This window comes from Phytopseudomonas straminea, from assembly GCF_900112645.1.
Lineage (GTDB): Bacteria > Pseudomonadota > Gammaproteobacteria > Pseudomonadales > Pseudomonadaceae > Aquipseudomonas > Aquipseudomonas straminea.
Genome location: NZ_FOMO01000002.1, coordinates 590,932 through 612,195 on the forward strand (window position 1 = coordinate 590,932; position 21,264 = coordinate 612,195).

Annotated in this window: 18 protein-coding genes; 10 read left to right on the plus strand and 8 right to left on the minus strand. The window is 65.1% G+C overall.

Annotation, left to right across the window (positions count from 1 at the left end; all coding sequences use genetic code 11):
- Positions 1–17 precede the first annotated feature (17 nt).
- The gene (locus tag BM279_RS06995; RefSeq protein ID WP_093502217.1) at positions 18–1,505 is read right to left on the minus strand and encodes a DNA recombination protein RmuC; all 1,488 of its coding nucleotides are present in this window, start codon (positions 1,503–1,505) and stop codon (positions 18–20) included.
- Positions 1,506–1,562: 57 nt separating this feature from the next.
- The gene (locus BM279_RS07000; RefSeq protein WP_093502219.1) at positions 1,563–1,970 is read right to left on the minus strand and encodes a tetratricopeptide repeat protein; all 408 of its coding nucleotides are present in this window, start codon (positions 1,968–1,970) and stop codon (positions 1,563–1,565) included.
- Between the two features lie 526 nt (positions 1,971–2,496).
- Between BM279_RS07000 and BM279_RS07005 the strand changes: the two genes are divergently transcribed.
- The 4 genes from BM279_RS07005 to BM279_RS07020 all read left to right on the plus strand — a co-directional run bounded on the left by BM279_RS07005 (position 2,497) and on the right by BM279_RS07020 (position 6,042).
- Complete coding sequence (locus tag BM279_RS07005; RefSeq protein ID WP_167363105.1) at positions 2,497–5,097, plus strand: intermembrane phospholipid transport YdbH family protein; 2,601 nt, start codon at positions 2,497–2,499, stop codon at positions 5,095–5,097.
- A gap of 14 nt (positions 5,098–5,111) precedes the next feature.
- Entirely contained in the window at positions 5,112–5,303 is a 192-nt protein-coding gene (locus BM279_RS07010) for a YnbE family lipoprotein (protein ID WP_013792254.1), read from the plus strand.
- A gap of 10 nt (positions 5,304–5,313) precedes the next feature.
- On the plus strand, positions 5,314–5,658 hold the full coding sequence (locus BM279_RS07015; RefSeq protein ID WP_093502223.1) for a YdbL family probable chaperone protein: 345 nt from the start codon (positions 5,314–5,316) through the stop codon (positions 5,656–5,658).
- A gap of 150 nt (positions 5,659–5,808) precedes the next feature.
- Positions 5,809–6,042 carry a zinc-ribbon domain-containing protein gene (locus tag BM279_RS07020; RefSeq protein WP_093502225.1) on the plus strand — a complete coding sequence of 78 codons (234 nt, stop codon included), beginning with the start codon at positions 5,809–5,811 and terminating at the stop codon, positions 6,040–6,042.
- 7 nt (positions 6,043–6,049) lie between these two features.
- On the opposite strand, the gene pdxR is transcribed toward BM279_RS07020, so the two are convergent.
- Positions 6,050–7,552, minus strand: a complete 1,503-nt coding sequence (gene pdxR / locus BM279_RS07025; RefSeq protein ID WP_093502227.1) for a MocR-like pyridoxine biosynthesis transcription factor PdxR — start codon at positions 7,550–7,552, stop codon at positions 6,050–6,052.
- A 251-nt stretch (positions 7,553–7,803) separates the two neighbouring features.
- Between pdxR and BM279_RS07030 the strand changes: the two genes are divergently transcribed.
- From BM279_RS07030 to BM279_RS07055, 6 genes are all read left to right on the plus strand, one after another.
- Complete coding sequence (locus BM279_RS07030) at positions 7,804–8,328, plus strand: sigma-70 family RNA polymerase sigma factor (RefSeq protein ID WP_093502230.1); 525 nt, start codon at positions 7,804–7,806, stop codon at positions 8,326–8,328.
- On the plus strand, positions 8,325–9,314 hold the full coding sequence (locus tag BM279_RS07035) for a FecR domain-containing protein (protein ID WP_093502232.1): 990 nt from the start codon (positions 8,325–8,327) through the stop codon (positions 9,312–9,314). Before BM279_RS07030 ends, BM279_RS07035 begins: the two co-directional genes overlap by 4 nt.
- 91 nt (positions 9,315–9,405) lie before the next feature.
- Positions 9,406–11,847, plus strand: a complete 2,442-nt coding sequence (locus BM279_RS07040; protein ID WP_425272666.1) for a TonB-dependent siderophore receptor — start codon at positions 9,406–9,408, stop codon at positions 11,845–11,847.
- A gap of 122 nt (positions 11,848–11,969) precedes the next feature.
- Positions 11,970–12,110, plus strand: a complete 141-nt coding sequence (locus tag BM279_RS23335; protein WP_167363096.1) for a hypothetical protein — start codon at positions 11,970–11,972, stop codon at positions 12,108–12,110.
- 97 nt (positions 12,111–12,207) lie between these two features.
- Positions 12,208–13,374 carry an MFS transporter gene (locus BM279_RS07050; RefSeq protein WP_093502237.1) on the plus strand — a complete coding sequence of 389 codons (1,167 nt, stop codon included), beginning with the start codon at positions 12,208–12,210 and terminating at the stop codon, positions 13,372–13,374.
- Between the two features lie 104 nt (positions 13,375–13,478).
- Positions 13,479–14,102: a LysE family translocator gene (locus tag BM279_RS07055; protein ID WP_093502239.1), complete on the plus strand. Its 624-nt coding sequence runs from the start codon at positions 13,479–13,481 to the stop codon at positions 14,100–14,102.
- A 42-nt stretch (positions 14,103–14,144) separates the two neighbouring features.
- Here BM279_RS07055 and BM279_RS07060 read toward each other — a convergent pair whose 3' ends face one another.
- From BM279_RS07060 to BM279_RS07080, 5 genes are all read right to left on the minus strand, one after another.
- Entirely contained in the window at positions 14,145–16,064 is a 1,920-nt protein-coding gene (locus tag BM279_RS07060; protein WP_093502241.1) for a methyl-accepting chemotaxis protein, read from the minus strand.
- 425 nt (positions 16,065–16,489) lie between these two features.
- Entirely contained in the window at positions 16,490–17,722 is a 1,233-nt protein-coding gene (locus BM279_RS07065) for a multidrug effflux MFS transporter (RefSeq protein ID WP_093502243.1), read from the minus strand.
- 31 nt (positions 17,723–17,753) lie between these two features.
- Positions 17,754–18,701 (minus strand): helix-turn-helix domain-containing protein, encoded by a 948-nt coding sequence (locus tag BM279_RS07070; RefSeq protein WP_093502245.1) that lies wholly within the window; start codon positions 18,699–18,701, stop codon positions 17,754–17,756.
- A gap of 142 nt (positions 18,702–18,843) precedes the next feature.
- Positions 18,844–19,626, minus strand: coding sequence for a 2-keto-4-pentenoate hydratase (locus tag BM279_RS07075; protein WP_093502247.1), 783 nt, complete (start codon positions 19,624–19,626; stop codon positions 18,844–18,846).
- Positions 19,623–21,227 carry a bifunctional 3-(3-hydroxy-phenyl)propionate/3-hydroxycinnamic acid hydroxylase gene (locus BM279_RS07080; protein ID WP_093502249.1) on the minus strand — a complete coding sequence of 535 codons (1,605 nt, stop codon included), beginning with the start codon at positions 21,225–21,227 and terminating at the stop codon, positions 19,623–19,625. Before BM279_RS07080 ends, BM279_RS07075 begins: the two co-directional genes overlap by 4 nt.
- Positions 21,228–21,264: the final 37 nt, after the last annotated feature.

The window sequence follows — 21,264 nt, forward strand, 5'->3', positions numbered from 1 at the left end:
CAACATCAGCGCCCGGCTCAGTCCGGCTCCAGCTCATCCAGCGGCAACCCGGCTGCCCGCTCGAGCAGCTCGGGCGGCAGGCTCTTGCTGGCCCGGGCGCCAAGCAGCTTGAGGTTCTCGGCGCGGCTGATCAGGTTGCCGCGCCCGTCCACCAGCTTGTTGCGCGCGCCGGAATAGGCCTTGTCGAGCTGTTGCAGGCGCATGCCCACTTCGTCCAGATCCTGGATGAAGGCCACGAACTTGTCGTACAGCGCCCCTGCCCGCTCGGCGATTTCCCGAGCGTTCTGACTCTGCCGTTCCTGGCGCCACAGGCTGTCGATCACCCGCAGGGTCGCCAGCAGCGTGGTCGGGCTGACGATCACGATGTGCTGGTCGAAGGCTTCCTGGAACAGCCCCGGATCAGCCTGCAAAGCCGCTGCGAATGCGGCCTCGATCGGCACGAAAAGCAGCACGAAATCCAGGCTGTGCAGCCCGTCGAGGTGCTGGTAGTCCTTGAGCGACAGGCCCTTGAGGTGGCTGCGCAGCGAAAGTACATGCTGTTTCAGCGCCACCTGCCGCGCCGCTTCCTCGCTGGCCGACACGTACTGCTGATAAGCGGTGAGGCTGACCTTGGCATCGACCACTACCTGCTTGTCGCCCGGCAGCTGGATCAGCACGTCCGGCTGAAAACGCTCGCCCTCGGCACTCTTCAGGCTGACCTGGGTGTGGTACTCGCGGCCCTTCTGCAGGCCGGCATGTTCGAGCACCCGCTCGAGCACCAGCTCGCCCCAGTTGCCCTGGGTCTTCTGGCCCTTGAGCGCCTGGGTAAGGTTCATCGCCTCCTCGCTCAGGCGCTGGTTGAGGCCCTGCAAGCGCTCCAGCTCCTTGCCCAGAGAAAAGCGCTCGCGGGCCTCCTGCTGGTAGCTCTCCTCGACGCGCTTCTCGAAGGCCTGGATGCGCTCCTTGAGCGGGTCGAGCAGTTGCCCCAGGCGCTGCTGGCTGGTCTCCGAGAAACGTTGCTCGCGCTCGTCGAAGATCTTGCCGGCCAGCTCGGCGAACTGCGCGCGCAGGGCATCGCGGGCGCCCTGCAGATCCTCCAGGCGCTGCTGATGGTTTTCCTGCTGCTCGTGCAGCTCGGCGGCCAACCCGGCCCGCTCGCTGTCCAGGCGGCGCAGCTCGGCTTCCTGCCGCTCGCGCAGGGCCTGCGCGCCCTCGAGCTGCTCGCGGGCCAGCTGCAGGTCGTTCTGCAGCAAGTGAGTTTCGCGGCGCAGGGCGGCCAGTTCGGCCTGCTGATCAGCCTTGATTTCGAGGATCTCGGCAAGCTCGTCGCGGCAGTTGTCCAGCTGCGCGCTGAGGCCGGCCTGGGCGAGCTGCGCCGCATTCATGCGCTCCTGGGCCAACCCCGATTGCAGGCGCATCTCTTCGGCCTGACGGACGGCTGCAGCCATGCGCAGCCATAAGGGAACGGCGGCCAGCAGTGCGCCGACCAGAAAGGCCGGCAACAGGGTCAGGAGATCGAAAGGCATAAAGGCATCCAGGCAAGACTGCCGGGCAGTATAACCGCGCGGGCGGTTTGGCAGCGGTTACAGGCGCTGCAGCAAATCCCGCGCCTCGTCATGCCCCTGCAGCGCCGCCAGCTCCAGCCAGTGCCGGGCCTGCTCGGGCTCGAGGGTACGCGGCTGGCAGTACAGGCGGCCGAGCTCCAGCTGTGCGCGGCCATCGCCTGCACGGGCCGCCTGGCGCAGCAGCTCGACGCCGATGCGCCGGTCGCGGGTATTGCCGCATTCGCGGCAGAGCATCTGGCCTAGCCGGCTTTGCGCCTGAACCACTCCCTGACGTGCAGGCTGCTTGAGCAGACGGCCAGCGATGCGTTTGACGCTGGGCGCTTCGCCCAGGCGCGGGCTGTCGAGCAGCCAGGTGGCGACACGAACGGGAACCTGGGTACGCACTGGAAGGGTGTGGAATTGGCTGCGGGGTAAAACGCGGGGCATAAGACTAAAGCAGGGGTTCGGAACAGGCGCGCCACTCTACTCTTTTTTATTCACAGGTAAAGCCCTGGCCCGTGGCAGAGCGGCTGCGCACGACAATCCACAGAAGCTGTGGATAACTTTGTGAATATGGTGGGCGAAATACCTCCTAACACCCATGAAATGGGCCTTACGCTCAAACTGCTCATTTTTTCACCACCTCAAAAAAGTCTATATTTTTCATAAACTTATGTTTACACCTACGCTATTATCGAGGTTTTGACAAGAGGCAACATGCAGCTTGACAAGCTGCTTCGCGATTGTGCACAAGTCCCGCGGCGAGGCCTGAAAAATGCCCTGTTGCGGGGCAAAATCCCCCTTGACAAGGCGGCACGCCACGACGGGCGGGGCATGCAGACCGTGCACCAAATCCGCCCCTGTCATCGGCATGCCACAAAAGTGTGAAGCGCCAATCAGGCGCGTCCGGTTTGGCAGCCTCGATCACTTCGGGTTACCGTCGCAGATTGATCCGTTCAGGGGACCCACGCCCATGCTCAGCCGCCGCATCTGGCTGCGACTGTCCGTCACACTCGCCGTGCTGCTGATGCTGGTCGTCGGCCTTTATCTGGGCAGCCGTTATCTGCTGCAGCGCAGCGGCATCGAAACCTTCGACTGGCATGGCGCTTCGCTGTCGAGCGAAGGTTTGCGGATCGATGGTCTGGCGCTGCACCAACGCAGCACTGCCGGCATCCTGGAACTGCAGGGCAATAGCATCGACCTGGCCTGGCGCGACTTCGGCTTCAGCCTGCCGTTTTGGCAGCACGTCGCTGTCGACCGTTTGTCGCTGCAGTGGCGACCGGCAACAGTAGAAGAGCAGACCGAGCCCCCATCGAGCGACCTCGATGTGCAGCGACTTGCCGCGCCACTGGCCTTGCTGCCACGCAGTCTGGCCATCGCCAGCCTTACAGCTAGCCTGCCCTGCGCCCGCGGCCAGTGCGTCGCCACCGGCAATCTGGCTCTGCAGCGTAGCGAGGATGAGCGCATCGCCCTGTGTTTGAATCTCGACCAGCAGACGCAGATCATCGGCGCCGCCCTCGACCTCAAGCCAGGCACCGATACGCTCGACCTGAAGTTGACGCTGGCGGTGGACCATCAACCGCAAACCACCTTGATCAGTCACCTGGAGCAACGTGGTGAAGGCCTGGCCTGGAACGGCGAGCTTAAGGCTACCGACCTCACCCAGGCCGCCACGCTGCAGCGCCTGTTGAGCGCCTGGGCACTGCCCGAGGGCAAGCAGTGGCCAGCGGCGCCCGGCGAAGCCAGTCTGGCAGGCGCGTGGCAACTGAACTTGCCGCGCCGCGAACTGGATGTGAACAACCTGCTGGCTGCCACTGGCCAGTTCGATCTGCACGGCAATCTGCCGCAGCCCTGGCCAATGCCCGGCGTCGGCTTGCTGCAGGGTCAGCTGGCCCTGGCGGCCCATAATGAAGGCCAGCAGTGGATCGCCAGGCGCGTCGCGGCCGACCTGCAACTCAGCGAGCCGAACCCCGACTGGCTGGAGGCGCTGCCGCCGGAGCTGCGCAGCGACTCCCTGCACCTGCAGGTACAGGCGGATACGCCACTGGCCGACTTACGCCCGGTGCTGGTCGAGCGCAGCCTGCCCTTGAAATTGACCGCTGCGTTGCGCGGCGCCACTCGCCTGGATTTGCAGGGCCGCCTGGCCGTCGCCAGCTCGGCGCCCTGGGCGGTGCAGTTCGCCGATACGCGCCTGACCACCCGCACCGCCAGGGCGAACCAGGCCGGCTGGCAAGCCACCGAGCTGAGCAGCGCGCTGAACCTGGCGGGCTACGCCGACGGCAACGCACTCGAGCTGAACGTCGGCAAAGGTTCCGGGCTGCAGGCCGCCAGCCTGAAAGGCGCCGCATTGAGCGCGCAGAAGCTGCAGGCGGGTATTGGCGGCAGCACGTTAAAGCTGACGCTGCAGGACGGCGCCCTGCAAGGCTGGCAATTCAACGGCCCGCTGAACCTGAGCACCACGCGCCTGCAGCAGGCCAACCTAAAGCCCCAGGGCTGGCGATTGCAAGGCCAGCTGGCCGTCGCCGACGGGGCCGGCACCCTGCAGGGCAAACTGAGCAACGACAGCGAGCTGCAACTCGACCTCACTGCCAGCCTCGACGCGAAACACAACCTGCAACTCAAGGCCACCCTGGGCGAGCTGTTCCTGCGCTCCGGCAACCCGCTGGCCAAGACCCTGGTGCAGTGGCCCGAACTGCTCGACCTCGACAGCGGCCGCCTGAATGCCGATGCCAACCTGACGCTGGCCGCTGGCAGCAGCGCGCCAAGCCTCGACCTGGACCTGACCAGCAAGGGCCTCGGCGGCATCTATGACCGCTCCGAACTAAGCGGCCTGGACGCGCGCGCGCAGTTCAAGCTGGCGCACCAGCGCTTCGAGCTGTATATCCCCGAACTCAAGCTACAGCAGGCCAACCCCGGCCTGCCCATTGGCCCAGTCGAAGCCCGCGCCCGCTATAGCGCGCCGCTGGCAGATACCGGCAGGGGCCAGTTGGAAGTTAACCTGGCGCGCACCGCGCTGATGGGCGGTGAGGTCACCCTGACGCCAGGCACCTGGAACCTGGGCGCGGCCAATCCAGCGTTTCCCATCCAGATTCGCGGCCTGGAACTCCAGCAGCTGCTCGCCCTCTACCCCGCTGAAGGCCTGGCTGGCAGTGGCACTCTGGACGGCGATCTACCATTACGCCTGGGCGAGAACGGCATCAAGATCGAGCAAGGTCACGTCGCCGCCCGCCAGCCCGGCGGCTACCTGAAGTTCAGCTCCGAGAAGATCAAGGCCCTGGGCCGCAGCAACCCGGCGATGCAGTTGGTGACGCAGTCCCTGGAGGACTTCCGGTTCACCACCCTGAACAGCTCGGTCGACTATGATCAGCACGGCATACTGACCCTGGGCATGCGTCTGGAAGGCCAGAACCCGGCCATCGAGAACGGCCGCCCGATTCACTTCAACATCAACCTGGAGGAAGACATCCCTACCCTGCTCGCCAGCCTGCAGCTGACCGACCGGGTCAACGACATCATCACACGGCGCGTGCAGCAGCGAATGCTGCAGCGCAATACCGCCCCCAAGGAGCCTTGACGAGGAGAAGCGCCATGCGCTTGCGTAGTTGCATCACCGCCCTGCTGCTGGGGCTGCTGACCACAGCCTGTACCCCGACGGTACAACTGGCGATGCCCAACGAGCCGATCAACATCAACCTGAATGTGAAGATCGAGCACGAGATCTATATCAAGGTGGATAAGGCGCTGGACAGCATGTTCAGTGAATCCAGCGGACTGTTCTGAGGAGCCACGCATGAATCTGATCAAACCTTTCGCCGGCCTGTTGCTGCTGTTCAGCCTGAGCCTGCCGGCCCACGCCATCAGCCTCAACGAGGCGATGTCCGCCCTGGGTGACGCCAAGGCCAGCGGCCAGCTCGGCGAAATGCCCAACGGCTACCTCGGCGTGGTCAAATCCGCCGGCCAGGCCGACGAGATCGCCAAGCTGATCAACGCTGCACGCCGTGCCGAATACCAGAAGCTCGCCCAGCAGAACGGCATCCAGCTCAGCGACGTGGAAACCATCGCTGGCCAGAAGGCCATCGACAAGACCCCGGCCGGCCAATACATCCAGCAGCAAGGGCAGTGGCGCCGCAAGTGACGCCGCAGAGCGCTCGCCGCACGGGGCGAGCGCTTTCTCAATGCCAATAAAAACTCCCGCAGCCCTCGTCAGCTCTGGCCTGGCACGGAACTCGGTTACAGGCGCCCAGTCTCACCTCCAGCTATCGCCACCGATCAGAGGACGACCGAGATGAGCCTTATCGACTGCCCCGAATGCCAACACCGCATCTCCGACAAGGCTCATGCCTGCCCACAGTGCGGCAACCCGATGCAAGCGCAACCCGGTAATCGCTGGCTCACCGAGAAGAACGTCGGTCAGGTGGCCGGCGCGACCACCGCCTGGCTCACCGCCCCGTGGATCGCCCGCATGGTGTTTGGCGTGGTGGCGATGATCTGCATCACCGTGATCATCGTCGCCAGTTGAGCAGCGCTCAGGGGCGGCGAAGCAGCCGCGCCACGTCCCTGGCGGCCACATCGATGGCCGCTTCGTCGTACGCCGCGAAACCCATCACCAGCCCTGGCGCCTGGGGCTGCACGCAATAGCGCTGCAGGGGCATGACGTCGATGCCCGCCTCGGCCAGGCGCGCCTGGGCATCCCCCTCCTCCATGCCGTGAAGCCGGCACACCACATCCAGACCGGCGCGAATCGGCGGTACCTCGATCAACCCCTGCCAATGCCGCTCGGCGGCCTCTGAAAATGCCTCGGCCCGCGCGGCGTAGAGCTTGCGCATGCGCCGCAAGTGGCGGTCGAAGTGGCCCTGGTCGATGAAGTCCGCCAGTACCGCCTGGGCCAGGCTGTTGGCATGCCGTGCGGTCAACGACACCAGGCGCGTGAAGCTGTCGACCAACTGCGGCGGCAGCACCACATAGGCCATGCGCAGGGACGGAAACAGCAGCTTGCTGAAGGTACCGGCGAGAATCACCGACGCATCGGCCCCGGCCATGCTGCGCAGCGCTGGAATGGGCTTGGCGACGAAACGGTACTCGCTGTCGTAATCGTCCTCGAAGATGTAACTGCCCTGCTCGTCGGCCCAGCGCAGCAACGCCAGACGCCGCGCTGGCGACAGTTCGCCGCCCAGCGGCGCCTGGTGCGAGGGCGTGACGTAGGCCAGCCGCGCATCCGGTGCCAGGCCCAGGGCCGTGTCGACCTGCAGGCCTTCGCGGTCGACCGGCACATCGACCACCGCCACGCCGCTCGCCTTCATCAGTTGCCGGGCGCCGGGGTAGCCGGGGTCTTCCATCCACACCCGTTCACCTGGCGCCACCAGCAGGCGCAAGGTGAGATCCAGCGCCTGCTGTACGCTGCCGAGGATCACGATTCGCTCGGCACCGACCTGCACGCCCCGGGCAATCGCCAGGTACTGGGCGATGGCACTGCGCAGCGCGGGCAGGCCGGCGGGGTCGGCATCGAGCATGTCCAGCAAGCGCGAAGCGCGCAGATGGGCGGTGTGCAGCTTGCGCCACAGGTCGATGGGAAACGCCAGCACATCACCCCGATGCGGGAAGAACGGCCGCAAGCCGCGCTGGGCAGCGCCACTCATGAACACCGGTTTTTCCGCCTGCAAGCGCTGCGACCATTCGGTGTCCGGCGCGGCCCGCGGCTGCTCGACGGGCGCCCGGACCGCCCGCCGGGCATTGCCGGCGTTGAGCGTGGCATCCGGCAGCACCGTGCACACCCGCGTGCCATAGCCGCTCCCGGTATCCAGATAACCTTCGGATTGCAGTTGCTGATAGGCCGCCTGCACGGTCCCCCGGGCCATACCGTAGTGCTCGGCCAGGGCGCGGGTGCTGGGCAGTTGGCTACCCGATGGCAGGCGACTGCTGAGGATCGCCTCGCGCAGCGTGCCATACAGCCAGCGCTGCAGGCTCTCACCGGGCTGCGGTACACCGAGCGGCAACGAAACCACCAGGGGGCCCGCTTTTCTGCTCGCCATCATCGCCTCACTTGGATCAATCAGTTGGTGCTTTATGGCTCATTACGCTGATCCGCTTCAAGCAGCTAATGACTCCATCAGACCGTCAGCCCCAACGAACAGCCCAACAACAGCTGGACCGTAACGAGCCGCTCGGCTCCAGCTCAGAATCGACTGCCACCCCATTGCAGCAATCGACGCATCTTGTTCTAATTTGCGACTAATTCTTATCTGCATTGAGGCGCGCAAACGCCTTCGGGTACGTGCTCTCGATGACGCCTTCCGATACCTCCGCCCTGCACCAGCTGTACGCCAGCCATCGCGGCTGGCTGCAGCAGTTCCTGCGCCGTCGCCTGGGTGACAGCGCCGATGCCGCCGACCTGGTGCAGGACACCTTCGTGCGCCTGCTGCTGCGCCCGCGTCGCTTCGACAGCCACAGTGGCGAACGCTCGTACCTGGCGACCATCGCCCGTGGCCTGAGCATCGATCATTGGCGCCGCAAACAGCTGGAACACGCCTGGTTGAGCGCCCTGGCCAGCCGCCCGGAAGCGCTGCAGCCGTCGCCTGAGCAGGCCGCGCTGATCATCGAAACCCTGCACGAAGTAGACGCCATGCTGCTGCGCCTGCCCGCGCGGGTGCGCCAGGCGTTTCTGCTCGCCCAGCTCGATGGCCTGCCCTATCGCCAGATCGCCACGCAGCTCGGCGTGTCCGAGCGCATGGTCAAGAAATACCTGGCCCAGGCGCTGCTGCACTGCGCCCTGCTCGAAGCCGAACTCGACGGTCTGCTGGTCGAATGATCAACCCGCGCGCCCCCACCCTAAGCCACGCCAGCCTGCAGCAGGCCGCCGACTGGTACGTGCGCCTGCACGACGAGCAGGCCGATGGCCAGGTGCGCCAGCAATGGCAGCGGTGGCTGGAGCAACACGGCGAACACCGCGACGCCTGGCACTATGTCGAGCGCGTCAGCCAGCGTTTCGGCCAGTTGCAGCAACAGGACGACGGACAGACGCTGCGCCATGCCCTGGCCCAGCCTGGCCGCTCCGGCCTGACCCGGCGCGAGGGTTTGAAGAGCCTGTTGATCGTCGGCGCTGGCAGCCTGGTGGCGTGGAGCGCCTGGCGCCACACGGCACTGCCGCGCCTGGTCGCCGGCTGGAGCGCCGACTTCGCCACCGGCATCGGCGAGGTGCGCGAAACCCGCCTGGCCGACGGCACTCGTCTGTGGCTCAACGCGGGCAGCGCGGTGGACGCCGACTTCGACGACGCCGTGCGCCTGCTGCACCTGCGCGCTGGCGAAGTGCTGGTCGACACCGCCCGCGATACTCGCCCGTTCTTCATCGCCAGCCGGCACGGGCGCATGCAGGCGTTGGGCACGCGCTTCAGCGTGCGCCAGAGCGATACGCAAACCTGGCTGACGGTGTTCGACGGCACGGTGGACATCCGTACCGCAGCCAACCAGCAAACCCTGCGCATCCCCGCTGGCCAACAAGTCACCTTCGACACTGTGCAAATTGGCGCCGTGCAAGCCGCAGCCGCCGCCCGCGAATCATGGACGCGTCATGTGCTGGCCGCCGAAGGCATGCCGCTGGGCCAGTTGCTCGACGAGTTGGGGCAATTTCGCCGCGGCCACCTGGGCTGCAACCCGGCGGTTGCTAACCTGCCGGTGATGGGCTATTTCCCGCTGGACGACAGCGAGCAAAGCCTGCGCCTGCTGCAGGCCGCCCTGCCCATTCGGGTGCAGCGGCTGACCGACTGGTGGATAACCGTCGAGCCAAGCGGGGCCTGAACGAAATTAATTCATCGGCGCGGTTCCCTTTTGCAGATCTGGCTCGGTAATCCCTGAGAAGCCAACCGATCAGACCAAACCTGGGGCCACCATGCACTTGCCAGCCGCGCACGCTTTCCACTTCTCCCTGCGACCACTCGCCCTGGCCTTGCCCATGGCGCTGTCCCTCGCCCCGACGCTGCTGATCGCCCTGCCGGCCGCCGCGCAGGAAAGCCAGGCGGTGCGCACCTACAGCATCGCGCCAGGGCCGCTCAACAGCGTGCTCAACCAGTTTTCCGCCCAGGCCGGTGTCTACCTCGCCGGCCACAACGACCTGGCCAGCGGCAAGACCAGCCCCGGCCTGAACGGCAACTACTCGGTCACCGCCGGGCTTGCCCTGGTGCTGCAGAACTCCGGGCTGGAGGCAGTCGATCAGGGCGGCGGCGGTTATGTACTGCGCCCGCTGCCAGCCAGCGGCGCGCTGGAGCTGGACAGCACCACCGTATCCGGCATCGCCGACGGCAATGCCGAGCTGCCGGGTGAGCCGCTGGCCGGCTACGTGGCCCTGCGCAACAGCAGCGCCACCAAGACCGATACCGCCCTGGTCGATACGCCGCAATCGATCTCGGTGGTCACCCGCGACGAGCTGCGCAATCGCCAGTCGGAGACCCTTTCCCAGGCACTCAGCTACACACCGGGCGTCACCAGCCAGCCGACCAGTTTCAACCGCACGGCGGACCGTTTTCGGATCCGTGGCCTCGATGTCGAGTCCGCCACCGGTGGCTCTCTGCGCGATGGCCTGCGCCTGCAGAACAATTCCTATGACGGCATTCAGGAGCCCTATGGCCTGGAGCGTGTCGAGGTGATTCGCGGCGCGGCCTCGGTGCTCTACGGGCAGCTGTCGCCAGGCGGCATGATCAACGGGGTGAGCAAGCGGCCGACTCGCGAACCGCTGCACGAACTCAACCTGCAGGTCGGCCAGAACGACCGCAAGCAGCTGTCCGCCGACTTCAGCGGCCCGCTCGGTGACAGCGATACCCTGAGCTACCGCCTGACCCTGCTCAAGCGCGATAGCGGCACCCCCCAGGATCACATCGACGACGACAGGCTCTACATCGCCCCGGCACTGACCTGGCGCCCGAACGAAGACACCTCCCTGACCCTGTTGTCGTTCTACCAGAAGACCGAAACGGGCTTCTCCGCGCCTCTGCCCTACCAACTGGTCAAGGCCGTGGGCGACGCGGCGTACCAGATCGGTCGTCACGACTTCATCGGCGAGCCCGACTACAACGAGATGAACGGCGAGATGTCGACACTCGGTTACGAGTTCGAGCACCACTTCAACGAGCAGCTGCGCATCAATCACAAGCTGCGGTACTACCAGACCGAAGTGGACTGGAAGTACCTGCAGATACAAACCTCTGCCGCGGCCATCAATCAGGCAGCCACCACGGGCATCCTGCGTCGCCAGTACAGCGACCGCCACGAACGCGCCCGCGGCCTGGCCAGCGACACCAACATCGAGTCGAAATGGCAGCTTGGTGGTGCGGAGCACAGCGTGCTGCTGGGCTTCGATGCCTACGACATGAGCTACGACTCGCACAACTTCCGCGGCGTCGCGCCGGCGCTGGATCTGAGCCGCTACAACTATGGGCAGCCGGTGGTGGTGAACAAGGACCGCAGCCTGGAGCGCGGCTCTCAGATCGACACCCTGCAAAAAGGCGTTTATCTGCAGGATCAGATCAACATCGACGATCGCTGGGTTGCCGTACTCGGCGTGCGCCACGACTGGGCCGACCAAGACCAGAAACAGCATCGCAACGGCGTGCGCACCAGCCAGGACAAAGAGGCCACCACCTACCGCGCCGGCCTGGTGTACAAGTTCGATAACGGCCTGGCACCGTACCTGAGCTACAGCGAATCGTTCTTCCCGGTGTCGGTGGCCGTTGCCGGCGGGCAGAGCTTCGTGCCTACCGAAGGCAAGCAATACGAAGCGGGGATTCGCTACCAGCCCGACGGCCGCAACCTGCTGCTCAGTGCCGCGGTTTTCGAGCTGACCCAGCAGAACGTGTTCAAGCAGAACCCTGCCACCAACATCGCCTCGCAGACGGGCGAAGTGCGCTCGCGCGGCTTCGAGGCGGAAGCCAAGGCGGACGTGACAGAGGACCTCAGCCTGGTCGCCTCCTACGCCTATATCGACGCGCGCATCACAAAGAGCGTAATCCCTGGCGAAGTCGGTCAGCGCAGCGAGGACACGCCCTATCACCAGGCGGCGCTGTGGCTGGACTACAACTTCATGCGCCTCAACATGCCGCAGCTCACCGTCGGCGCCGGCGCCCGCTACAAGGGCACCACCCAGGCCTCCGAAATGGACTCGGCGATGCCTGCCTACACCCTGTTCGATGCCATGGTCAGCTACCAGCTCGACGCGAACTGGGACATCAGCCTCAACGCCAACAACCTCACCAACAAGCGATACACCTACTGCGAATTCGCCACCTGCACCTATGGCGACGAGCGCCAACTGGTGACCGCGGTGAACTTCCGCTGGTAGCGAACGCTCAGGTCGGCCGCCCCATAGGCGTCTGGCCTGGTAACCGGCAGTGCAGGCGCTGCCGATTGACGGCCTCGTTGCATCTGGCCAGACTCCAGCGTCTCGACCTTTCCGAGCCCACCATGCCAACCATCGCCCATTCGTCTGCCTCGCTCTGCACCGGTGTATCGCCGGCGGCGCTGGGCTGGCCGCGCGATGCCCTTTTGCGCCGCCGTCGTGCGGTGCTGTTCGCCTTCACCTTCTCGCCTCACACCGCTGCCTGACGGCAGTTGCTGCCTCTGTTGCAGGCGTCACGCCCTGGGCGTGGCCACGTCTTCGTATTTATACGCGCCTGGCCACCGGGTCAGGCGGAGGTCGAAAATGAACAATCGTCATGTATTGGCGCTGCTGATCGCCGCGGTCTCGGTGGTCGGTTTGAGCATGGGAGCGACGCTCCCTCTGGTATCACTGCGCCTGCACGAAGCGGGTGCCGATTCACTGGCCATTGGGGTGATCAGCGCCATGCTGGCCGTGGGGATGATCCTTGCGGCCCTGCTCAGCACATTGCTGAGTCGCCACTGCCGCGGCCGTACGATCTATCTAGCGTGCTTCATGCTCTGCGCCGTGAGCGCCGCCAGCCTGCAATGGCTGGGTAGCCACCTGCCGGCACTGGCCGTCAGCCGTCTGGTCATGGGCCTGGCCATGGGCGTGGTGGTGATTTTCGGCGAATCCTGGGTCAACCAGTTGTGCGATCCGCAGCGGCGCGGCCAGACCGTCGCGCTCTATGCCGCCTGCTTTACCGGTTGCCAACTGGGCGGGCCGGCGCTGATCGGCCTGCTTGGCACCCAGGGTGCCTGGATCGTACTGATCGTGACTCTGGCCAACCTGCTGACGGTGGCGCTGATCTGGCAGCGACTGCCCCGCGAGTTGAGCGGCGAAGAACGACACGAGCGGCGCTTTTCGCTGCTGGGCTTTTTCCGCGTGGCGCCAGCGCTGTGTATCGGGGTGCTGTTCTTTTCGTTCTTCGATGCAGTGACTCTCTCGCTGTTTCCCCTCTACGCCAGCAGCCAGGGTTTCGCCCTCGCCACCGCCGCGCTGATGGCCAGCGTGATCCTGGCCGGCGACATGCTGTTTCAGGTGCCGCTTGGCTGGCTCGCGGATCGGCTCGACCGTCGCGCCCTGCACCTGGCTTGCGGATTACTCAGCCTGGCATGTGGCATCACCCTACCCTGGCTACTCGCCTACCCACCGCTGCTGTGGCCAACCCTGGTGCTGCTTGGCGCGGCGGCAGGCGGCGTCTACACCCTGGCGCTGATCCTGATCGGCGAGGATTTTCACGGCGCCGACCTGATCACCGCCAACGCCAGCGTTGGCATGCTGTGGGGCGTCGGCAGTCTGCTCGGGCCATTGCTCAGCGGTGCCCTGATGGGCGGTAGCGCCCACGGCCTGCCGCTCGCGCTGTGCCTTGCAGCCAGCCTGTTCGTGTTGGCCGCGCTTTCGGCGTTGCGCGCGTCACGCCGCACGCTGAGTCAACGAGACACGACCTGAAAGACGCCTTCGCTCGAACCGCGGCCTGACGATTTCCTTCAATACGGCCTAGGTACGGAGCGACAGACTGGCGGGCCTTTCTTCCCAGACGAGCGATGCCCGCCATGCAGCAGTTCCTGATCATTACCGCCGCCCACTTCCTGGCGCTGATTTCCCCCGGTCCGGACTTCTTTCTGGTCGCCCGCACGTCCCTGGCAGCGGGCTGGCGGGTCGCCAGTGGCGCCTGCCTGGGCATCGCCGTGGCCAACGGAGCGTTCATCGTCGCCGCCTTTACCGGCGTGTCGGTGCTGCAGCCTGGCAGCGCACCGTTCATCACCCTGCAGCTGGTCGGCTGTCTGTACCTGCTGTATCTGGGCATGTTGTTCATTCGCCATGCCGGCAGCAGCGTGCTGCAGGCACCGGGCGAGGCGGCGCCCGCCAGCCGGGCCTCCTGGCTGCACGCGGCTGGCATGGGTTTTCTGTCCGGCATTCTCAACCCCAAGAACGCGCTGTTCTACGTCAGCCTGGCGAGCATGCTGGGCGCCCAGAGCAGTGCCGGCTGGAAGGCGTTCTATGGCGTGCGGATGTTCGCCGTGGTGCTCGGCTGGGATCTGCTGGTGGCCCTGGCCATCGGCAATGGCCGGCTGCTGTGCAACTTCCAGCGCGCCCTGCCGCTGCTCGAACGGCTTTCCGGCCTGGTACTGATCGCCCTGGCCGTGGGCATGCTGGTGATGCTGCTGAAGGGTTGAATGCCTGCAGCGCCAGGAAGCGCTGTAGGCTTTGCCGCCTGGTCAGACCCGAAAGCGCTGCACCTGGCTCTGCAGCGCGCCGCCGAGCTTGGCCAGTTCCTGGCTCGCCTCGCTGGTCTGCTCGCTGGCGGTGTAGGCCTGCTCGGTGATGCTGCGCACGTTCAACACGCTGCGGTTGATCTCCTCGGCCACCGCGCCCTGCTGCTCGGCCGCGGCGGCGATCTGCTGGGTCATGCTCTGCACGGCGGAAATGTTCGAGGTGATGCTCGACAGCGCCTGCCCTGCATTGCGAGCCAGTTCGACGCTGTCGGTGGTCAGGCTGAGGCTGGCGTCCATGCGCTGCACGGCGTTGCGGGTGCCCTGCTGCAACGCGCCGATCAGCCCTTCGATCTCCTGGGTGGACTGCTGGGTGCGCTGCGCCAGGCCACGCACCTCGTCGGCCACCACGGCGAACCCACGGCCAGCCTCGCCGGCCCGTGCTGCCTCAATGGCGGCGTTGAGCGCCAGCAGGTTGGTCTGCTCGGCGACCGACTTGATCACGTCCAGCATGCTGCCGATACGGTCACTCTCGGCGGCCAGGCTACCGATGGCATCGCTGGTCAGCTGCACCTCGCCGGTAAGGTTCTCGATCTGCTCGATGGCCTTGAGCACGATACGCGCCCCCTCGTTGGCATCACGTGCCGCATGATCCACCGCACTGGCGGTGTCCACCGCGTTACGGGCCACGTCGTGCACAGTAGTGGTCATTTCGTGCATGGCGGTGGCGACCTGCTCGGTTTCCAGCTTCTGTTCGCTGGCACCGGCACGGGTCTGCTGGGTGATGGCCGAGAGTTCTTCGGTGGCGCTGGCTATCTGCGTCGCGCCATCGCCGATGTGGCCGATCAGTTGCCGCAGGTTGCTGGCCATCTCATCCAGGCCCTGTTCGAGTTGACCGATTTCATCGCCGCGTCGGCTGGTGGCCTGGTAAGTCAGGTCGCCGGCCGCGATACGCCGCACATTCTGCAGGGCGGCGCGCAGCGGCGGTGCAATCTGCCGGGTAATCAGCACCGCGCCGATCACGCCCAGCGTAAGGGCGAGCAGCAGACACAGGCCCATGGTCCAGGCAGCCTTGTCGGTGTCTTCGGCGCGCAGCTGCATCTGGTTGGTGTACAGCTCCTGGCTGATGCGCAGCATGTTGTCGCCCTGCTTCTGCACCTCGGCACTGCTGGTGTTGATCTGCTGCAGCGCACTCTGGTGGGTCTGCAGCGAGTCTCGGTAGCCCTGCACCACCTGGCCGAGCTCGGCAAGCGCCGCACCATCGGCGCTGTCCAGCGCCTGGCGCAGCACGCCGAGGCTGGCCAGCGTCTTATCGACCGCCCCGGCAGCGGCGGCGAAACTCTTGGGGTTGTTGCTGTAGGTGTAAGCACGGGTTTCGAAGCGGGCGAACAGGAACTGCATCTGCACGTCCTTCACCGCGCGATAGACCTTGTATTGGGTTTCCACGTCGGCGCTTTCGGTGACGTACTTGTCCAGCCCGTCGAGCAGCTGCAGCGCCTTGTCGCCGGTGGTACGGCGTACCAGGCGCGAGGCGTCGATCTGCTGGTAAGCAGCCTTAAGGCCGTCGACGCCCACGCGGTAGGCCTGCAGGCTCTGGGTCATGTCGTCGAGGTGCTTGAGGTTGAATGGCGTAGTGAAGAACGCCTTGAGGCCTGCGAGGGTCTGGGCGGTGGTATCGATCTTGGCGTCCAGTACCTTGGCGTTGTCGACGTCGCCCTGGCTCTGTAGATAGTCGCCGCGGGCCAGGCGCATGTCGCCCATGTCATCCATCAGCTTGTTGACCGCGCCCATGCGGTCCATCCGGTAGGACAACCCGGTGATGGAGCTCCAGCCGGACCAGAAGATCAGCAGGCTCATCAATAACAACAAGCCGAAGCCGATCATCAGCTTTTTGGCGACACTCACGCTGGCGAGCCAGTGGTACATGGCAGAACTCCTTCCCCTAGTTTTTATAAGTCACCGCAACGAGGCGAACTGCATCCTATGGGTGGATGCTTGCGCCAGGCGCGTAGTCCCGCCCAGGCTTGCCTGCTCGCTCGACTCCATACGGCCGAGCGCTCCACCTAAGGGCAGCCAGCAACGCTACATCGTGTCGAGGGCATAGCCGGATATCGGGCGTACGGCAAAAGCTGGAGAGCCAGCGGCCAGCATCAGCTCGATCAGCTGACCGGTGGAGGTAGCATCAACGCAGCAATAAGACGGGAACGTAGCGAGAGTGGCAGACGCCAATAATTCAATCCAATGCAAATATAGGATTTTTTATTCAACAAAATGCATTAATCGAGACGTGGTAGATCCTGCCTGCAGAAACGCTGGGTGCTAGTCGTTTGCACTGCCAGCTCGCGATATCCCTACCGATCCTGAGCACCGAGTGCGCGCCTGACGGCCTGGCGTTGCGGCTGGCGCATCAAATGACGGATTGCCCGATAACAAGCGAGACTACCTAGGCCGGCGAAGCCGATCACCAGGCACATGGGCCGCGCCGTGCCGTCTGCCAATACGCTGACCAGCCAGCTGAACAAAGCCCCGCAAGCGAACTGCAAGGAGATGCCCAAGCCCACCGCGGCGCCGGCATTACCGGGGAACAGCCCCATCAGGCTGGCAATGCAGTTGGCGCCGATCAGGCCACTGATGCCCATGAACAGCAGCACGCCGCCAGTGATCGAGAACGGCTGCCCCCAACCGGTCAGGCCGATGACGATCAGCAGCGCGCCCGCACAAGCCGCCACTACGCTGCCGACACCGAGCATCTGCAGCGGCCCCAGGCGCCGCACCAGCCGCGCGTTGATGATGGTGGCCACAATGATGCCGACGATGTTCAGCCCGAACAGCAGGCTGAACGCCCGTGGCGAGAAACCGAAGTGGTGGATGAACAGGAACGGCGACGCGGTGATGAAGGCGAACATGCCGCCCACCGACAGGCCCATGGCGAGGATGTAGCACAGCGCCAATGGATCACGCAGTACGGTGACGTAGTGGTGAAAGGAGCCCAGCACCGACTGCGTGCGCGAGCTGACAGGCAAGCTCTCCTGCAGGGAGGTGGCTACCGCGAACAGACAACCGGCGCCGAGCAGAAACAGCATCACGAAGATGATCCGCCAACCGCCAAGCAGCACCAGGTACGTGCCCATGATGGGCGCCAGCAGCGTGGCGACCATGGCGATCACATGCATCAGCGACAGCACCCGCGCTGCCTCGCTCAAGGGGTAGAGATCACGCACCACGGTGCGCGCCAGGACCAGAGCGCCGGCGCCGCCGACCGCCTGCAGAAAACGCAGCACGATCAGTTGCTCGACGCTCGTCACCCAGATGCAGCCGGCCGAGGCGAGGATGTACAGCAGCAGGCTGCCGAGCATCAGGCGGCGGCGCCCGTAGCGGTCCGACAACGGCCCATAGAGCAACATGCCCGAGCAGAGCCCAGCCAGAAACGCACCGATGGTCAGCTGCACCTGGGCATCGCGAGTGCCCAGCTCGCGCGCGATGTCCGGCAGGCTCGGCAGGTAAGTGTCGATGGACAGCGGCGAAAAAGCGGCGAGCGTGGCCAGCAGCCACACGAGCCAGCGTGGCTGGGTTTGCGATGTCATTCAGGCGCTCTCAGGTTGGCGAAGGGACGAATCAGCCGGTAGCGCGGCGGGTTTCGGACGGGTACTCGCCGAACAGGCCGCGGTAGTTCCGCGAGAAATGGCTCAGGTGATAGAAGCCCATCTGCGCCGCCGCTTCGCCCACACCGCAGGCCTCGGTCGAGGTGCTGGCCAGGCGCCGGCGTACCGCGTTGAGGCGCAGGTTACGCAGATACTCCACCGGCGGAATGCCAGCCACCACATGGAAGCTGTTCTGCAAGGTGCGGCGGCTGACGCGCAGGCGCTCGCACAGATCCAGCACGCTCAGCGGCTCGTCGGCACAATCGCGGGCCAGCTCCTGGCTTTTCTTCACCAGGTACGAGCTGACCGCCAGGTTACCGTGACGGCCGCGGCTTTCGCTCTGGGCACTGCCGAACAGGTCCAGCAGGGCATCGATCAGGCCGTCCTCGAGCAGCCGCTCGGCCGCCTCACTGACTTCGTCCGCCTTGTGCAGCAGATGCTGGAACACCGGATAGACATGCTGCTGAAAGCGCTTGAGCGCCGCATCCGGTACGGCGATCTGCGAAGCGCTCTTGAGCAAATCGAGTTGCTGCTGCGGCAACTCCAGCGCCGCCAGCTTGGCGAAACGCACGGTGTCCACCGTCACCGCGAGCAAATGCGTGCCTTCCGGGGCGTGCAGCAGGAACTCCTCACCGTCACGTAGTAGCACCACACTATGGGCGCCCACTTCGTGCTTCTGCACCACCGGTGCGCAGGCCGAGTTGAGCACCAGGGCCAGACACAGGCGCCCTTTTGGCGCGTGGCCGTGCTGCACCACACGTTTGTCGAGCACTTCCTGAAAGATTTGGAAGCGCTCGGAAGACACCTGCTGCAACTGCGTGCTCAGGCTGCCACGGCCGAGTTGGTCATACACCTGGCGCCAGCCGAGAATCGAGCCGGCGTGTTGTTGTGGGTCATTGAAGGAACGGACTTCTGCGAACATGATCACTGCACTCCACGGCTTGTGTGTAACGCTTAGCCACACATGGCTCTGGCGGCGAAAGGCGCTGTAGCGAAACGCGCATTTTCCCCTCCCGGCCACTTTTATTGTTTTGCGCATCCGCGCGTTAAACGGCGATATGCCACTACAGGCTCTCCGGCCTTTGTCCTGCTTTGAATTCCAGAGCCAATTCCATGCCAAGCATGCTCAGCCGGTAGGTGCCCGGCTCGATTCCGATAGGCGGTAATAGCGCCCCCGACAGGATGACCTGCCCGGCAGCCAGCTGATGCCCATCAGCCAACAGCCGGCGGATAAGCCAGCAGGCATTGGCGAGCGGCGATTCCTCGCCCAGGCTGCTGACCCCTCCACCCAGCGCGTGGCCTTCATGGACAAGGCGGTATTCGACCTGAGCATGACGACGTACATCGAAAGGCTGCCGGGCGGACAGGCAATAGGCCGCAGCGGCCGAGTTGTCGGCCACGAAGGCGCCGGCTTCGAAACTCCATGCCTGCCAGCGGCAGTCGGCGATCTCGAAGGCGGCGGCCACTTCACCGATGGCAGCGAGCAATTCTTCATCGCTGTAAAAGCCAGGGTTCAGATCCTGGCCGAGCACCAGGGCCAGCTCGATTTCCAGCTTGGGCTGGATCAGCAGGGTAAGCTCCACCGCCTGGCCTTCGGCAATCGCCATGGCATCGGTCAGCGCCCCGTACACCGGCTCGCTGAGGCCAAAGCGGCGCTGCGCCGCGGCGCCGGCAAACGCCACTTTCCAACCGGTCAGGCGCTCATGCCGCGCCTCACGCACCAGCACGCCCAGACGCTGCAGCTCGTAACCAGCGGCCAGGCTCAGACCGTCGCCCTGCTCACGAGGCAGTGCCACCCGCTCGCGAGTCGCCTGTAGCAGGCGCTGGGCCAGATTGGCCTGACTCATGACAGTTGCCCCTGCAGCTTGGCCAGCACGCTTTCCAGCCGCTCCGGCGTAGTGATGGCAGCGACGAAGCGATCCGGACGCACCACCACCACGCAGTCGCGCACCTTGGAAAACCAGTTGCCCAGCTTGTTGTCGACGTCTTCCACGCTGATCACCCCGTCGGCGCTCAGCGGCTGGTTGCGGCTGCCGCTGCGCGAGCGATTGACCTGGATGAACTGGGTGTTCCAGCGCGCCCAATAAGCCTTGGTCGTCTCGCTGAGTTCGGCGGTCGGGTTGACCCGATAACCGAGCACCGCATAGGAGTCGCCAAGCACCTCGTCGAGGCGGCGGCGATTGCGCTCACCGTCTTCGATGTAGGGCTGCACGAACAGCTGGCCGACCAGATCGCCTTCGCGCAGCTCTTCACGCTCGTGGTACACCAGGCCCTTGATGATGGTCGCCTTGGGTTTGAACTTGAACTCCAGCAGGTGCGAGCGCAGGTTGTCGACGGTATTCACCGCCTGGAACAGCCAGTCGCGCACGCCAGCCATCAGCGGGTTGGTCAGGCCCAGTACGGCGCCCATGTTGTCGGCCAGGCTGATCAGGTCGGTGGCATGACCACGGCGCTCGACGTCGTAACTGGCGATGATCTTCGGCGAGGCGCGGCCCTGGAGCACGGCGACCAGCTTCCAGGCCAGGTTGGCGACGTCGCGCAGGCCCGAGTTCAGGCCCTGACCGGCCCACGGCGGCGAGATGTGCGCAGCATCGCCGACCAGTGCCACGCGGCCTTCGACGAAGCGCGCGGCGACCCGCGAGTTATGGGTGTAGGCACGGATGCGCACGATCTCCAGCTCGTCCACCGCGTCGCCGATATGGCCGCGGATGAGCTTGCGAATGGTGGCTTCTTCGCACATCTTGGCCTCGTCCTCGCCCTCCTTGAGCATGAACTCCCAACGGCGCTGGCGGTACGGCAGGTAGATGCACACGAACGGCCGCTCGGGGTCGGCATGCAGTGCGGTGTACGGCGCATCCAGCGAATCGTTGGTGACGTCGACCACCACCCACTTGCGCGGATGGGTCATGCCCAGCAATTCGATGCCGAGCTTCTTGCGTACGCAGGAGCGGCCACCGTCGGCGCCAACCACGTATTGCGCATGCAGCTCATAGGATTCGCCGTCGGCGCCCTTGACCTGCAGGGTCACGCCCTCCTCGTTCTGGCTGAGGTCGAGCATCTCGTGGCCCAGGCGCAGCTCGACGCTCTCCCGGCTTGGCAACGCATCGCGCAGCGTGCCTTCGAGCAGCTGCTGCATGAAGATGTTGCGCATCGGCCAGCCGTACTCGGCGACCGTCGGCTTGACTTCGGCAAAGCACACACCGCGGGCGTTGTAGTAGCGCAGCGGCACGTCACAAATCATGTCGCGAATGGCGGTGTCAGCGATGCCGATGCCCTGCAGCACGCGCAACGCCTCATCGTCCATGCCCACCGCACGCGGATAGGGCAGCACACCCTCTGCCAGCTCCAGCACCACGCATTCGATGCCGTGCAGGCCCATGTAGTGGGCCATGGCGATGCCATTCGGGCCTCCGCCGACGATGACTACCTGAGTCGTCTCGCGTTTCATGCTTTCACCTGCTTCTTGTAGGTTTTGGTGTAGTTCG

Excerpts from the sequence above, each read along its gene's own strand:
- BM279_RS06995 (WP_093502217.1), bottom strand. The coding sequence starts at position 1,505 with ATGCCTTTCGATCTCCTGACCCTGTTGCCGGCCTTTCTGGTCGGCGCA.
- BM279_RS07000 (WP_093502219.1), bottom strand. The coding sequence starts at position 1,970 with ATGCCCCGCGTTTTACCCCGCAGCCAATTCCACACCCTTCCAGTGCGT.
- BM279_RS07005 (WP_167363105.1), top strand. The coding sequence starts at position 2,497 with ATGCTCAGCCGCCGCATCTGGCTGCGACTGTCCGTCACACTCGCCGTG.
- BM279_RS07010 (WP_013792254.1), top strand. The coding sequence starts at position 5,112 with ATGCGCTTGCGTAGTTGCATCACCGCCCTGCTGCTGGGGCTGCTGACC.
- BM279_RS07015 (WP_093502223.1), top strand. The coding sequence starts at position 5,314 with ATGAATCTGATCAAACCTTTCGCCGGCCTGTTGCTGCTGTTCAGCCTG.
- BM279_RS07020 (WP_093502225.1), top strand. The coding sequence starts at position 5,809 with ATGAGCCTTATCGACTGCCCCGAATGCCAACACCGCATCTCCGACAAG.
- pdxR (WP_093502227.1), bottom strand. The coding sequence starts at position 7,552 with ATGGCGAGCAGAAAAGCGGGCCCCCTGGTGGTTTCGTTGCCGCTCGGT.
- BM279_RS07030 (WP_093502230.1), top strand. The coding sequence starts at position 7,804 with ATGACGCCTTCCGATACCTCCGCCCTGCACCAGCTGTACGCCAGCCAT.
- BM279_RS07035 (WP_093502232.1), top strand. The coding sequence starts at position 8,325 with ATGATCAACCCGCGCGCCCCCACCCTAAGCCACGCCAGCCTGCAGCAG.
- BM279_RS07040 (WP_425272666.1), top strand. The coding sequence starts at position 9,406 with ATGCACTTGCCAGCCGCGCACGCTTTCCACTTCTCCCTGCGACCACTC.
- BM279_RS23335 (WP_167363096.1), top strand. The coding sequence starts at position 11,970 with ATGCCAACCATCGCCCATTCGTCTGCCTCGCTCTGCACCGGTGTATCG.
- BM279_RS07050 (WP_093502237.1), top strand. The coding sequence starts at position 12,208 with ATGAACAATCGTCATGTATTGGCGCTGCTGATCGCCGCGGTCTCGGTG.
- BM279_RS07055 (WP_093502239.1), top strand. The coding sequence starts at position 13,479 with ATGCAGCAGTTCCTGATCATTACCGCCGCCCACTTCCTGGCGCTGATT.
- BM279_RS07060 (WP_093502241.1), bottom strand. The coding sequence starts at position 16,064 with ATGTACCACTGGCTCGCCAGCGTGAGTGTCGCCAAAAAGCTGATGATC.
- BM279_RS07065 (WP_093502243.1), bottom strand. The coding sequence starts at position 17,722 with ATGACATCGCAAACCCAGCCACGCTGGCTCGTGTGGCTGCTGGCCACG.
- BM279_RS07070 (WP_093502245.1), bottom strand. The coding sequence starts at position 18,701 with ATGTTCGCAGAAGTCCGTTCCTTCAATGACCCACAACAACACGCCGGC.
- BM279_RS07075 (WP_093502247.1), bottom strand. The coding sequence starts at position 19,626 with ATGAGTCAGGCCAATCTGGCCCAGCGCCTGCTACAGGCGACTCGCGAG.
- BM279_RS07080 (WP_093502249.1), bottom strand. The coding sequence starts at position 21,227 with ATGAAACGCGAGACGACTCAGGTAGTCATCGTCGGCGGAGGCCCGAAT.